Annotated in this window: 11 protein-coding genes; 2 read left to right on the top strand and 9 right to left on the bottom strand. The window is 69.0% G+C overall.

Going from position 1 to position 13,596, the window contains the following annotated elements; genetic code table 11:
- Positions 1–138 precede the first annotated feature (138 nt).
- Positions 139–588: an SPW repeat domain-containing protein gene (locus SACMADRAFT_RS26820; RefSeq protein ID WP_009156972.1), complete on the top strand. Its 450-nt coding sequence runs from the start codon at positions 139–141 to the stop codon at positions 586–588.
- Here the strand turns inward: SACMADRAFT_RS26820 and SACMADRAFT_RS26815 are convergent.
- The 9 genes from SACMADRAFT_RS26815 to SACMADRAFT_RS26775 all read right to left on the bottom strand — a co-directional run bounded on the left by SACMADRAFT_RS26815 (position 564) and on the right by SACMADRAFT_RS26775 (position 11,791).
- On the bottom strand, positions 564–1,565 hold the full coding sequence (locus SACMADRAFT_RS26815) for a hypothetical protein (RefSeq protein WP_009156971.1): 1,002 nt from the start codon (positions 1,563–1,565) through the stop codon (positions 564–566). The genes SACMADRAFT_RS26820 and SACMADRAFT_RS26815 overlap by 25 nt on opposite strands.
- A gap of 30 nt (positions 1,566–1,595) precedes the next feature.
- Positions 1,596–4,307: a helix-turn-helix transcriptional regulator gene (locus tag SACMADRAFT_RS26810; protein WP_009156970.1), complete on the bottom strand. Its 2,712-nt coding sequence runs from the start codon at positions 4,305–4,307 to the stop codon at positions 1,596–1,598.
- A gap of 57 nt (positions 4,308–4,364) precedes the next feature.
- Positions 4,365–4,934, bottom strand: a complete 570-nt coding sequence (locus SACMADRAFT_RS26805; RefSeq protein ID WP_009156969.1) for an NADPH-dependent FMN reductase — start codon at positions 4,932–4,934, stop codon at positions 4,365–4,367.
- Between the two features lie 290 nt (positions 4,935–5,224).
- Positions 5,225–6,346 (bottom strand): acyl-CoA dehydrogenase family protein, encoded by a 1,122-nt coding sequence (locus tag SACMADRAFT_RS26800; protein WP_050998426.1) that lies wholly within the window; start codon positions 6,344–6,346, stop codon positions 5,225–5,227.
- A gap of 32 nt (positions 6,347–6,378) precedes the next feature.
- Positions 6,379–7,173, bottom strand: a complete 795-nt coding sequence (locus SACMADRAFT_RS26795) for an HpcH/HpaI aldolase/citrate lyase family protein (RefSeq protein ID WP_009156967.1) — start codon at positions 7,171–7,173, stop codon at positions 6,379–6,381.
- Positions 7,170–8,015, bottom strand: a complete 846-nt coding sequence (locus tag SACMADRAFT_RS26790; RefSeq protein ID WP_009156966.1) for a hypothetical protein — start codon at positions 8,013–8,015, stop codon at positions 7,170–7,172. The genes SACMADRAFT_RS26795 and SACMADRAFT_RS26790 overlap by 4 nt, the downstream gene beginning before the upstream one ends.
- 7 nt (positions 8,016–8,022) lie before the next feature.
- Complete coding sequence (locus SACMADRAFT_RS26785; RefSeq protein ID WP_009156965.1) at positions 8,023–9,255, bottom strand: CoA transferase; 1,233 nt, start codon at positions 9,253–9,255, stop codon at positions 8,023–8,025.
- Positions 9,252–10,340: a Zn-dependent alcohol dehydrogenase gene (locus SACMADRAFT_RS26780; protein WP_009156964.1), complete on the bottom strand. Its 1,089-nt coding sequence runs from the start codon at positions 10,338–10,340 to the stop codon at positions 9,252–9,254. Before SACMADRAFT_RS26780 ends, SACMADRAFT_RS26785 begins: the two co-directional genes overlap by 4 nt.
- Positions 10,341–10,372: 32 nt before the next feature.
- Positions 10,373–11,791 carry an aldehyde dehydrogenase family protein gene (locus SACMADRAFT_RS26775; RefSeq protein WP_009156963.1) on the bottom strand — a complete coding sequence of 473 codons (1,419 nt, stop codon included), beginning with the start codon at positions 11,789–11,791 and terminating at the stop codon, positions 10,373–10,375.
- 98 nt (positions 11,792–11,889) lie between these two features.
- Here SACMADRAFT_RS26775 and SACMADRAFT_RS26770 point away from each other — a divergent pair, with 98 nt between their 5' ends.
- Positions 11,890–13,536, top strand: coding sequence for a long-chain fatty acid--CoA ligase (locus tag SACMADRAFT_RS26770; RefSeq protein ID WP_009156962.1), 1,647 nt, complete (start codon positions 11,890–11,892; stop codon positions 13,534–13,536).
- Positions 13,537–13,596 lie beyond the last annotated feature (60 nt).

The following is a 13,596-nucleotide window of genomic DNA, read 5'->3' as shown; positions in this document are numbered from 1 at the left end:
CGAATCGGCGAATCCGAAGTTTCGCGTGACTATCGCAAATCGCATTCATCGGTCGGGGTTGATTAACAGGCGGTGCCATACTCGGAGAAGGCAGTTTTCGAGGATCCCCGGCCGGGTACGGCAGTCAAGGAGTCTGCAATGTCGGGTCATGTGGTGGGAGAAAACCAATTCTGGACCGGGCAGGCGGTCGAGGGGCTTCTCACGCCGAGTCTGCCGAGTTCGCTGGTCTTCGTCAGTGCGGTGTGGTTGGGTTTCGCCCCGTTCGCGCTGCACTACGGCTTCCCCGATCTGGCGGCGGCCGTGGACACCAACGATGTCACGCTCGCTGTCGTCGTAGGCACGCTCGCCCTGTTCAGGGTGGTGTTTCCGCGCGCGTTACCCGCGCTGAGCCTCGTCAACGCCGCACTCGGCGGCTGGCTGGTCGTGTCCGCGTTCGTACTCGATCACGCTGCCGCCCGCCGGGGCGACGCCGCGTTCGTCAACGATGTGGTGGTGGGGCTTGTGCTGGCGACGCTCGGCATCGCGAGCGCGTGGCTGACCTACCGGCAGCGTGCGCGGACGCCTCAGTCGTCCTCGTCGGCGAGGTAGGGGTGTAGCGGCCGGGTCCCACCCGTGCGTGGCCGAAACCATTCCTCGAATTGCGGTCCCGGGTCGGCCGAAACGATGTCGGGGTCGTAGAGCAATTCGTGGTCGCGATTGTCGAACGCTATCTCGTCGAACAGCGCGAAAATGCGTTCCACACGGTCCTCGTCCAGCACTCCGGCGAGATCGAGTTCGAGCTCGGCCCTTGCCTTGGCGAGTCGCAGCGCGATGGCCTCCGCCAGGCACAGCGGCGGCTGCCAGTCCGGCCGGGTGAGGCGGAAGCCGAGAATGGCCGTGGTCACCAGCAGTTGCTTCGCGAACAACGGACCGTAGCGGTCGGCGTACTGCTCGGGCAGCTCGTCCAGCACCCACAGCGCTTCCACCTCGTCTGCGGTGGCGTCTTCGTCCTCCAGCAGCTGGATGTCGCCGAACAACTCGTCGGTCAGCATCTCGATGCCGTGCATGAGCGCGCCCGCGACATAGCCTGCCTCCTCGGCGCTGACGTCGGCAAGGGCGCCGAGGTCCAGTGCGCGCAACTGCTCGCCCGCGCGAAGCAGCCGCGCCCGCCGGTCGCCGAGTTCCTCCTCCGGCATGTGGTCGATGTCGCCGACAAGGCCGGGCTCCGGCTCGGTGGCGGCGAGCGCGCTCTCCAGCTGGTCGTCGGTGGCCGTCACCGCGCAGTGCTTCACCTCCCAGCCCGCGAGCAGCTCGATCTCGTCGAGGATCTGGTCGAGCACGGTGCGGGTGGCATCCTCGGCGAGCACGAGCGCGGGCGCGTCGAGCAGCCAGTTCACTATCGCCCCGCCGAGGTGGACCTTCAGCGAGTGCTCGATCGGGGTGATCTCGGTGCCGTCCGGTCCCTCGATGCTCACGAGACTGTTCAGCCTGCTGTCCAGCAGTGAAACCACCCCGACCTGCTGTAACGGGTCGAGGTCGGGGCTGTCGGCGGGTGAGGTCAGTTCGGCCGTGAGTAGGTACTCCACGATGCGCAGTCTGGCATGGTCGCGGCCCGGTCAGCTTGCCAGCCCGAGCTTGCCCAGCTCACGCCGGGAGGAGACGCCGAGCTTGGGGTAGGCCTTGTACAGGTGGTAGCCGACGGTCCTCGGGCTGAGGAAGAGCTGTTCACCGATGTCGCGGTTGCTGAGCCCGTCCGCTGCCAGCAGCACGATCCGCAGTTCCTGCGGGGTGAGCCGCTCGGTGCCGTTCGAATCGTGCGCCGGTCTGGTCAGCCGCTCGCCCGTGGCCCGCAGTTCAGTGCGGGCACGCTCGGCCCACGGTCGAGCACCGAGCCGCTCGAAACCCGACAGCGCCGAGCGCAGCAGGCGACGAGCCCTGGTGCGGTGACGTGCCCTGCGCAGGTACTCGCCGTAAACCAGCTCCGTACGTGCGCGCTCGAACGGGTGGTCTTGGCTTTGCCTGTGTAGTTCGACGGCTTCGGAGAACAGGCGGTCCTCGTCCTCGCCGAGCAGTGCCCGGCAGCGCAGCGAGACGGCTAGCGCCCATGTCGCATCACTGAGTTGCGCCCATCGGGTGAACAGCTTGCTCGCTTCGGCGGCCCGCTGCGGTTGCCGTGCCCGCACCGCCGCCTCCACCAGGTCGGGGAAGGTGGTCACCGCATGCAGCGGGTCGGTGTCGTCGGCAAGCGCCGCCAGCCGGTCGAGTGCGGTGTCGTGCCTGCCGAGCCCCAGTTCGAGCAGGCCGAGGGCAGCGGCGGCTCGCTCGGCGCGAGTCTCGGCTGCGTGGGCAGTGGCGGCCGCCTCGTCGCCTTCGATCGCCGCCAGCCGGGCGAGCACACCCGCGAACAGGGTCACGCTGTGCCGCTGCCCGATGTCCTCGGCCAGTCGCATGCCCTGCTGCGCCGAGTTGAGGGCCTCCCGATGCCTGCCGAGGTGGAGGTGGGCTTCGGCGAGTACGGCAAGCGCACGCGGCAGTACGCCGTCGGCGGAGTCGGCGTGTATCCGGCCCACCAACTCCGCCGCCTGCTCGTGGGCGGTTTCGTGGTCACCGAGCAGCACGTGCCAGCCCGCGCTCCTCGTCCTCGATCGCAGCGCGAGCGCCTGGTCGACGCAGCCCTTCAGCACCGAGGGACCGTCGAGCAGCCAACGCAGTGCCAGGGTGGCGCCCCCCAGGTCACCGGCGGCCGCGGTGGCCAGCGCCCGAATCCGGTCCGTGCCAGGTAGCCGCAGCGTCTCGGCGTGGTCGGCGATCGCGGCGACCGTGGCGGACTCGCCTGCGCTCCAGGCCGCACCGACCGCCCAGAACAGCAACTCGCTCGCCAGTTCCGGCGCGGACGTCGCCACCTCGTCCGCCGCCAGCCGGAGCACGCGCCGCGACTCGACGGGCTGGTCCTGGTCGTCGGCGAGCGTGGCGTGGATCATCGCTGCCTTCGCCTTCTGCGTCGGTTCGGTGAGCTGGGCGGTCGCTTGCCGAGCCAGCTCGCAGGCCCGCTGCGGCTGCCCCGCGTCGGTGGCGGCTCGGGAGGCCGCGAGCAGCCTCCTGCCGCGCTCCGCCCGCCGCGGTGTGAGTGCGGCCGCCCGCTCGTAGGCGACGACGACGGCGGAGTACCCGCCCCTGGCTCTGGCGTGCTCGGCACTGCGTTCCAGTTCGGCGGCGATCTCCTCGTCGGGCCCTGTGCTCGCGGCCGCGAGGTGCCAGGCCCTGCGGTCGGCGTCGTCGGGCTGGTCGAGTACCTGGGCGAGCGCACGATGGGCCGCGATGCGGTCCTGCAACAGCGCGTCGTGGTAGGCAGCCGTGCGAACGAGCGGGTGCCGAAACCACAGACACGTCTGTGTGAAGCCCAGCAGTCCGGCGTCCTCGGCCAGTCGCAGATCGGTGATGTCGGCGCCGAGCAGCCGCGCCGCCGCGAGCACCCTGCCGGTGTCGCAGGTGCCGTCGGCCGCGGCTACCAGCAGCACCGTTCTGGCGCGCTCGGGAAGCGAACGGATGCGGGCGGCGAAGGTCTTGGTGACCCGGTCGGGCGCGGGCAGCGGGGCCAGCGCGTCGGGTTCGGGTCGTCCCCCGCCTCGCAGTAGCGCCGAGGACAGCTCCAGCAGCGCCAGCGGGTTTCCCATCGCCTCGGCCACGACCTGATCGGCCAGGTGCCGAGGCAGGTCGGCCGCGTGGGTGCGCAGCAGCGCTTCGGCCGCCTCGGTGCCGAGGCCGTCAAGGTGCAACTGGTCGATGTCCCGCGTCGGAAACGGCGGTGCGTCCGGCTCCCTTGCCGCGAACAGCAGCGCGACCCGCTCGGTGCCGAGCCTGCGGGCGGCGAACACCAGTGCTTCCTTCGTCGGGCAGTCCAGCCAGTGCGCGTCGTCCACCAGTGCCAGCACCGGCGATTCCTTGGACAGTTCGGCGAGCAACGTCAACACGGCGACGCCAACGGAGAACCGGCTGCCGCTCTCTCCGCTGCCGGTACCGAGCGCGCTGCGCAGCACCCCGGCATGCGGGGCGGGAAGGCGATCGATGCTGTCGCCTACCGGCCCGAGCAGCAGGTGCAGTCCGGCGAAGGGAAGCTCGGCCTCCGACTCCACCGCGCTGCCGCGCAGCAGCCGCATGCCGTCGGCGTTGGCAGCGGCGTGTTCCAGCAGCGCGGACTTTCCGATGCCCGCCTCGCCACGGACGACGAGTGCGGCGGCGCGGCCTCGGCGGGCATCGGAAACCAGCGCCTCGATCATGGCTGTCTCGTCGGCCCGGCCGACGAGCTTCCCTGTTTCGGTGAGCGGCATGCGTACAGGCTCCAACTTCGAGTTAGGTAGAAGTCAAGCCGGGCGCGCCGCTGCGGTTCACGCGGCATAAGGCCGCTTCGTGCGGGCCTCCCTCAGCGCGTGCCCCCACCAGGCGAGCTGGTCCAGCATGCCCTTGGCGGCCGAAGCGCAAGAAGCCGCGTCCGTCGGCTCGCCGTTGTCGTCGAACCGTTCCCAGAAGTTGTGGAAGCTGATGGTGTCGCGCACGGTCACCGCGTGCAGTTCGCAGAAGACGTGACGCAGGTGCTCCACCGCGCGCAGCCCACCTGCCATTCCGCCGTAGGAGACGAACGCGACGGGCTTCGCCTGCCATTCGTGCCGGTAGTGGTCGATCGCGGTCTTCAGCGAAGCGGGATAGCTGTGGTTGTACTCCGGTGTCACGATCACGAACGCGTCCGCCGTCGCGAGCCGGTCGGCCAGCTTGTCCGCGTCGGTTGAGCCGTCGAGGGAGTTGGGCAGCTCCAGTTCGGCGAGGTCGATGACGTCCACACTCATGTCGTCGTACGACCGGGCCTGCTGGGCGAACCAGGCGGCCGGAACTGGTCCGAACCGGTCCTTGCGAGTACTGCCCACGATGATCGCGAGCCGCAGCTGTGTGGTGGTTTCCATGGGGTCGAAACTAGGGAACGGGGCTCGCGTGCGGCATCTGTCACGTGACCGGGTCTGCTTACATAGTGAAGCCGCCATGTGTCACCCGGGCAGTGGTGTCGCGGTGACCGCAATGTGCATAGCGTTGATTGCCGGAAGGGAACTCCTGTCGAAAGGGTGGTGATCACCATGGCCGGCTGCGGATGCTGCGCTTCCTGCTCCGGACCTGGCTGCGGCTGCTGCGGGAAGTGCTGAATCAGCGTGGGATGCCCGCCTGACCGGTCCTGACGAGGCCGGTCAGGCGGTCGTGTTCACAACCCGCCGCGGGCCACCAGCTGCGAGACGATGACGTTGCGCTGGATCTCGTTGGTGCCCTCGCCCACGATCATCAACGGGGCGTCCCTGAAGTAGCGCTCCACGTCGAACTCGGTGGAGTAACCGTAGCCGCCGTGTACTCGGATGGCGTTGAGGGCGATCTCCATCGCTGTCTCCGAGCAGAACAGCTTGGCCATTCCCGCTTCGAGGTCGCTGCGCTCGCCGCTGTCGAACCGGCGTGCCGCGTGCAGCAGCAACTGCCGCGCCGCGGTGAGCTTCGTCGCCATGTCGGCGAGGTGGTTGCCCACCGACTCGTGCCGCCAGATCGGCTTGCCGAATGCCTCCCGCTCCTGCGCGTAACGCAGTGCGTCGTCCAGCGCCGCCCTGCCGACTCCGGTAGCGCGGGCGGCCACCTGTATCCGGCCGATCTCCAGCCCCCGCATCATCTGCCCGAACCCCTCGCCTTCGACCTCGCCGAGCAGCGCGTCGGCGGGCACCCGGCAGTCCACGAAGGACAGTTCGCAGCTCTCGACACCCTTGTAGCCCAGCTTGGGCAGGTCTCGCGACACCGTGAATCCGGGAACCTTCTCCACCAGCAACACGCTGATGCCCTTGTGGGCGGGCTGGGCACCGGGGTCGGTCTTGCACAGCAGGGCCACCAGCCCCGCCTTGCGGGCGTTGGTGATCCAGGTCTTGCTGCCGTTGACGACGTAACCACCGGCGTCTCGGCGCGCCACGGTGCGCATGGCTTGCAGGTCCGAACCTCCGCCCGGCTCGGTGAGCGCCATCGTCGCGCGCAACTCACCCGTCGCCATCCTCGGTAGGTACCTGCGCTTCTGCTCCTCGGTGCCGTAATCGAGCAGCAGTTTGGACACCACCGTGTGCCCGCCCATCGCCCCGGCCAGGCTCATCCAGCCCCGGGACAACTCCTCGGTGATCATCGCGTAGCACGGGGTGGAAACCCGCACGTCACCGTAGGGCTGCGGGATAGCGAGGCCGAACACGCCCATGGCCTTCATCTGCTCGATGAGCGACTCGGGGTAGGTGTTGGCGTGCTCGAGTTCCCGTGCGACGGGCCGCACCTCGCGGTCAACGAAGTCGCGGACCGTGGCGACCATGGCCTGCTCATCGGCGTCCAACTCGTACACTGTCAGCCTTCCCTTTCGATCAGTCCGCGCGCCCGCTCGACCACCGGCTTGTCCACCAGCTGCCCGTCGACCTGGGCGGCGGCGCCGTCGGCCGCCGCCGCGAGCACCCGCCTTGCCCAGTCGAGTTCGCTCGGTGTGGGTTTCAACGCATCGTGCAGTGGTGCCACCTGGCTGGGGTGTACGCACAACTTGCCGGTGAAGCCGAGCCTGCGAGCGTGCCGCATGTCGGCGAGCAGGGCGTCGGTGTCGTGCAGGGCAGTGGTCACCCCGTCGACCGGCCCCGGCAGCCCCGCCGCCGCGCAGGCCACGACCAGCGCCGACCGTGCGTGGGTGAGTGCGAGGTGGTCGTCGTGTGCCACGCCCAGTTCGGCGGCGAGATCGACACTGCCGAACGCCACCCGAACCACACCGGGCGCCGCGCACACCTCGTTGACTCGCTGGATTCCGGCCGCGGTCTCGACGAGCGCGACCACCTGCTCGGCGCCGAGCGCGGCGAGCACCGCGCCGTCCTGTGCCTTGGGCAGCATCACCGCCGCCCTGGTTTCGATCACCATGGCCAGGTCGTCGGCGAACCACGGTGTGCCGTGCGCGTTGATGCGAACGACGGCCCCGGTGTCGCCCGCCGCCAGCCAGTCGGCGGCAGCCGCCCGTGCCCGCTCCTTGCCCTCGGGTACGACCGCGTCCTCGAGGTCGACCACGACGGCATCCGCGCCCGTGGCCACCGCCTTGGCGAAGCGATCGGGGCGATCACCCGGCACGAACAGCATTGTTCGGGCTTGCCGCGGAGAACGTGTCATGCCAGCTCCACCCGCGCCGTCGCGTGTGTGTGCCCACCCGCGCCACTCACCGCGAGTTCGGCACTGCTGCCTGCGGGTTCGCCGTGCACCAGCACCGGCTCGCCGCAGAACACCGGCCTGCGCAGCCGGTAGTCGAGGGAGCGCACCGGCCGCGGCTCGTCCCTACGCACCAGTTCCAACATCAACAGCACCAGCAGCGGGCCGTGCACCACGAGCCCCGGATAGCGCTCGACCTGTGTGGCGTAGGGCGAGTCGTAGTGGATGCGGTGCGCGTTGGCGGTCAACGCGCTGAACCGGAACAGCAGCGTGGGGTCGGTGTCCACCGGCAGTTGCCACGAATGCGAAGATTCCGGCGGCGGCCCACTCGCCGGTTCGAACACCCTGCGCGAGTCCTCGCCGCTGCGGTACACGTAGTCCACCTCGTCGACCACACGGATCTGGCCGCGCTGCCGCAGCTCGCTGCGCACGGTGACGAACACCATCTCGCCCGTGCTGCCCTGCTTGACGGCAACACTGTCCAGTGTGGATATCCGCTCCGCCTCGACGCCCACCAGCAGCGGCGAGTTCACTCGCGACCTGCCACCGGCGAACATCCTGCGCCGGTTGGGAATGGGAGGAAGGAAGTGGCCCGCGCTCGGGTGGCCGTCCGCCCCGAGTTCCTGCTGCCGCGGCCATTCGAGGAAGTGCAGCCAGTGCCACAGTGGTGGCAGCGGCTCACCCTCGCGCGCTGCGGGGAGCTGGTCGAGTACAGCCGAAAGCGCCGCCACCGGACCTGCCGAGACGACGTCGCGGTCGACCGTCGGTTCCGGTTGCCAGCCGTCGAGCTGAGTTCGCAGTGACATCTGTTCCCTACCATCCATCGTGTTCACCGACGACGCCACGGCCGCGCAGGTCCGCGACTCGCCGCGGGGTCAACCCCAACACCTCGGTGAGCACCTCGGTGGTGTGTTCACCCAGTCGCGGAGCGGGTACCGCGGGCTTTTGCCTGCCATCGAACACGATCGGCATGCCCGGCGCGAGATAGGTGCCGACGCCGGGCTGCGTGAGCTTGCCTATGAGCGGATGCTCCCGCAGCGCGCCGCCCTCGTCCTTGGCGAGTTCCGCGAGGCTGCGGTATCGCGACCACAGCACGGAGGTGCCGTCGAGACCTGCTTCGACCTCCTCGAGGGTCCTGGCCGCGAACCACGGGATCAGCAGGCCCGCCAGCAATTCCCGGTGCCGGAACCGGTCGGCCCCGCGAGAGAAGTCCACTCCCAGCTCGGTCTCCAGCCCGCCGACCAGCGACGCCGTTCCGGTGAGCCGGAGCAGGTCCGCCCAGTGCCGCTCGGTCAGCACCAGCACCATCACGCGGGCACCGTCGTGGGTGGCGAAATCACGCCCGAAGTCGCCGTACACGTCGTTGCCCATGCGCTGCCTCGGTTGCTCCGACAGTTGCGCCTCCGCCAGATACCCGAGGTCGCCCGCGGTGGCCAGTGCGACGTCGTGCAGCGAGACCGTGAGCCGTGTTCCCTCACCGGTGCGTGACCGCCTGCGCTCGGCGGCGAGCAGACCGACCGCCAGGTAGAGCCCCGTGGCGATGTCCCATGCGGGCAACACGTGGTTGACCGGGCCGGAGTATCCGGAGGGTCCGGTGAGGTAGGCGAAGCCGGTGCCGGCGTTGACGGTGTAGTCCACGGCGGTGCCGCCGTCACGCCTGCCGTGCAGCTGGACGTGGATGAGGTCGCCGCGGCGGGCCTGCAGGTCCTCGTAGCCCAAACCGGGCCGGGGGCGAGCGTTGGTGAGCACGATCCCGCCGTGCTCACCGCTGGTGGCGACGAGGTCGGCCACCAGCTCCCTGCCCTGTGCCGAACGCAGGTCCACCGTCACCGACCGCTTGCCCTGGTTCAGCCCGGCCCAGTACAGGCTCGCCCCGTCCGGGGTCGCGGGCCAGCGATTGCGGTCGGCCGCACCTCCCAGCGGGTCGACCCTGATCACGTCCGCGCCGAGCCGGGCCAGCGTCATGCCACCCAGCGGGGAGGCGACGAAGCTGGAGATCTCGACCACGCGCATCCCGGCAAGCGGCTCGGCGTTGTCAGCGATCACCGCCCGGCCCACTCGACGAGGGACCGCGCACCCTCACCGGCACGCATCCGCCGGAACGCCTCACCGACGGCTTCCGGGGTTATCCGGTGCGTCACCAGCAGACTCAGATCGAGCCTGCCGAGTTCGATCTGCCCGGCCAGCAGCGCAACGTCGCGGGAGGGGTCCGAGGCTCCGTAGACGGAGCTGGTGAGGGTGCGGGAGAAGTGGAACAGTTCGAGCGGGTTGAACGTGACCTCGGCATCCCTGCGTCCGATGCCGACCACCGTGCAGCTTCCACCTCGGCGAACCGAACTCCACGCCGAGCGTATGGTGGCGGGTGCGCCGACGCAGTCGAAGGCGTGGTCGGCGCCGCGTCCCCCGGTCAGCCCACGCACCTGCCTGGCCAGCTTCGGTTCGCTCAGCAGGAAGTGCGTGGCGCCCGCCCGCAGCGCCAGCTCTTCCTTTTCCCGCGCCACGTCGACCGCGACGATCGGGCCCGCACCCGCCAGCCGCGCACCGAGCACGGCGGAGAGCCCGATGCCGCCGAGCCCGACGACGAGCACCGATTCGCCGCTGCGCACGCCCGCCGTGTTGCGTACCGCGCCGATGCCGGTCAGCACGGCGCAACCGAGCAGGGCGGCAAGGTCGAGCGGCACCGTCTCCGGCAGCGGGACCACCGCGGTCGCGGGCAGCACGACCTCCTCGGCCAGCGCTCCCACCCCCATGCAGACGTGCGCCTGCGTCCCGTCGGCGAGGTGACCGCGTGGCACGCTGGCGACTCCCTCCACCGCGCTGCACAGCCACGGCTCACCGTGCAGGCAGAACCAGCAGTGCCGGCACGCGGGCGCCCAGTTCAGCACCACGCGGTCGCCCGGGCCCACCGACGTGACTGCCGCGCCCGCCTCGACGACGGTCCCCGCCGCCTCGTGTCCGAGCACGAGCGGAAACCGAGGCGCCAGCGTACCGTCCACCATGGACAGATCCGAGTGGCAGACTCCGGTTGCCGCTACGCGCACCCTGACGTCGTTCGGGCCCGCTGCGGGTAGTTCGAGATCGGCGATGCGGGGAGGCGCCCCCTGCTCGTCGACGATGACGGCTTTGACCACGTTGGCCTCCTGCGGCTTGCGAACGGCTCGGTTCAGAGCTGGATCGACTTGACTTCGAGGTACTCGTCCATGCCGAGCTGCCCCATCTCCCTGCCGATACCGGACTGCTTGTAGCCGCCGAAGGGAGCCAGCGGGTTGTAGGCACCGCCGTTGACGTCGATCTGCCCGGTGCGTACCTGCCGAGCGAACGCGAGCGCACGGTCGGTGTCGGCCGACCACACCGCGCCGTGCAGGCCGTAGCGCGAGTTGTTGGCGATCCGCAGCGCGTCGTCGGTGTCCCGGAACGGGATCACCGACAGCACCGGCCCGAAGATCTCCTCCTGAGCGATGGTCGAGTCGGGATCGACATCGGCGAACACCGTCGCAGCGACGAAGTAGCCACGGGCGAGGTCGGCGGGCGGTTCGCTGCCTCCGGTCACGAGTCGCGCGCCTTCCTGGATACCCTTGTCGATGAAGCCGCGAACGCGTTCCCGCTGTGCCGAGGACACCAGCGGTCCGAGTTTGGTTCCGGCAACAAGTGGGTCGCCGGGTTTGAAGCCTGCGGCGAATTCCGCGGCCAGTTCGGCGGCCTCGGCCTGCCGATCCTGCGGCACCAGCAACCTGGTCCACGCGGTGCAGGTCTGGCCGCCGTTGAGAAACGCGTTGGCCACCCCGACCTTCACGGCGGTCTTGAGGTCCGCGTCGTCGAGCACCACGTTGGCGGACTTGCCGCCCAGTTCCAGCGTCACCTTCTTGATCGTCCTGGCGGCCAGTTCGGCGACGCGGGAGCCTGCTCGCACGGAGCCGGTGAAGGACACGTGGTCCACGTCCGGGTGCGTGGCGAGCGCCTCGCCGACCACGGGGCCCTCGCCGTGCACGAGGTTCACCACGCCCGCGGGCAGGCCCGCCTCGTGGATCGCGTCGAACAGTTGCTGGACCACCAGCGGGGCGACCTCGCTGGGCTTGATGACCACGGTGCATCCCGCCGCGAGCGCGGGCGCGAGCTTGCAGGTGATCTGGTGCAGCGGGTAGTTCCAGGGAGTGATGGCCGCGACCACGCCGATCGGTTCGCGAACCAGCAGCGTATTGCCGATCTTCTCCTCGATCTCCGGCTGGTCGAGGAGGTCGGCGTAGGTGGCGATGTCGGTCAGCGGCAGCTGCGCCTGGATGCGGGAGGCGATGCGCATCGGGGTGCCGACATCGGTGGCGATCGTGGTGGCAACTGAGTCGACCCTTGCGGCCAGCGCGTCGTGCAGCCTGCGCAGGTAGGTGGCGCGTTCCTGCCGTGACGTCGCCGCCCAGCCGGGGAAGGCCAGGCGCGCTGCGCGAACCGCCTGGTCGACGTGTTCGGCGGTGCAGGAGGGGACCTCGCCGATCGTTTCCTCCGTCGTGGGGTTGACCACGGGGATGGTTGTGCCGACGCCCGCGTCGACCCAGGTGCCGTCGAGGTAGATGCGGCTGTGCTCGCTCAAGTGAACTCCTTCGATCTTGGGACGAAGTCCATGTTGACTACATTCTATAGAATGTGCAAGATGGGCCGAACAACGTTACTCACATCACGGAGGTCAGCGTGGACGGCCTGATGATGGATCAGCCGCTGCTGCTGAGCGGACTGCTCTGGCGCACCGAACGTCTGTTTCACGACAAGAAGATCATTACGAGAGTTGGCCAGGGCCAGTACCACAGCTACAGCTACGCCGACTACGCCAAGCGGGTCCGTCGGCTGGCGAGTGCGCTGGTCGACTTCGGCGTCAAGCCGGGTGACCGGGTCGGCACCATCGCGTGGAACCACTACCGGCACTTCGAGACCTACTTCGGCGTGCCGGGTATCGGGGCCGTGCTGCACACGATCAACATGCGGCTGTTCCCGGAACAGCAGGCGTACCTGATCAACCATGCACAGGACTCGGTGCTCATGATCGACGCCGACCAGGTCTCGGCGGTGGAACGGCTCGTGGAGATCGGGATTCCGTCCGTGCGTGCCTTCGTCGTCATGGGCGAGGGTCCGCTGCCGGAGACGAGCCTGGAGCCGGTGTACTCCTACGACGAACTCGTCGACAGCGGCACGGAGGATTTCCAGTTCCCGACCTTCGACGAGAACACCGCGTCGGCGATGTGCTACACCTCGGCCACCACCGGCGACCCCAAGGGTGTCGTCTACAGCCACCGGGCGATGGTGTTGCAGGCGATGTGCCTGGCCATGCACGACAAGCTCAACATGAGCGAGAGTCAGGTGTGGCTCGAGGTGGCTCCGATGTTCCACTGCAACGGCTGGAACATCCCCCACACCGCGCTGCTCCAGGGCGCGACGCTGGTGCTGCCCGGCGTACACCCCACGGACGGCGACTACGTCGAAATGGTGCAGGACCTCGGGGTCACCGGCATGAACGGCGCGGTGACCATCGGGACGATGATGCGTGACTTCGTGCGTGCCTCGGATCGCAAGTGGGACCTCTCCTCGCTGAAGACCATGTGGCTCGGCGGGCAGGCGCCGTCGCGAGCGATCATGGAATGGTGGGAGCGCACGTTCGGCACCCACGTCGTGCAGGGCTACGGGATGACCGAGTGCACGCCGCAGATCTGCTTCAACTCGACCAAGAGCACCCTGGCCGACCAGGACCCGGAGGCGGTGTACGCGCTGCGGCAGACCGGCGGCCAGCCGATCCCGCTGATGAAGATCAAGGTCATCGGCGAGGACGGAACGGAACTGCCGTGGGACGGCACCAGCGTCGGTGACTTCTGGGTGCAGTCGCCGTTCACCGCCAGTGAGTACTACAACGACGAGCGCACGAAGGAAAGTATGGTCGACGGCTGGTTCCGCACCGGCGACGTCGGCGCGATCAACGAACACGGCTACGTGATCATCAAGGACCGCTCGAAGGACCTGATCAAATCGGGCGGCGAGTGGATCTCCTCCATCGACCTGGAGAACGCGCTGATGGCGCATCCGAAGGTGCGGGAGGCCACGGTGGTGTCGGTGCCGCACGAAAAGTGGCTGGAACGCCCGCTCGCGTGCGTGGTGCCCAGCGACGATTCGATCACCGAGGACGAGTTGCGCGACTACCTGCTCACCAGCTTCGCCAAGTGGTGGATACCCGACTCGTTCCTGTTCGTCTCGCAGGTGCCCAAGACCAGTGTGGGCAAGTACAACAAGAAGGAGATCCGCGCGATCTTCGCCGACGGTGGCGTGTCACGCGTACGCGAGCGACTGGCCTGACCCCCGCGAGTCCCCCGCTCCTGCCCGCGAGTCCCCCGCTCCTGCCCGCGAGTCCCCCGC

This window comes from Saccharomonospora marina XMU15 (genome assembly GCF_000244955.1).
Classification (GTDB): Bacteria; Actinomycetota; Actinomycetes; order Mycobacteriales; family Pseudonocardiaceae; genus Saccharomonospora_A; species Saccharomonospora_A marina.
This window is presented reverse-complemented; position numbering and strand designations above follow the sequence as displayed.

Coding starts and splice junctions, on each gene's coding strand:
- SACMADRAFT_RS26820 (WP_009156972.1), top strand. CDS start 139: ATGTCGGGTCATGTGGTGGGAGAAAACCAATTCTGGACCGGGCAGGCG.
- SACMADRAFT_RS26810 (WP_009156970.1), bottom strand. CDS start 4,307: ATGCCGCTCACCGAAACAGGGAAGCTCGTCGGCCGGGCCGACGAGACA.
- SACMADRAFT_RS26805 (WP_009156969.1), bottom strand. CDS start 4,934: ATGGAAACCACCACACAGCTGCGGCTCGCGATCATCGTGGGCAGTACT.
- SACMADRAFT_RS26800 (WP_050998426.1), bottom strand. CDS start 6,346: ATGGTCGCCACGGTCCGCGACTTCGTTGACCGCGAGGTGCGGCCCGTC.
- SACMADRAFT_RS26795 (WP_009156967.1), bottom strand. CDS start 7,173: ATGACACGTTCTCCGCGGCAAGCCCGAACAATGCTGTTCGTGCCGGGT.
- SACMADRAFT_RS26790 (WP_009156966.1), bottom strand. CDS start 8,015: ATGTCACTGCGAACTCAGCTCGACGGCTGGCAACCGGAACCGACGGTC.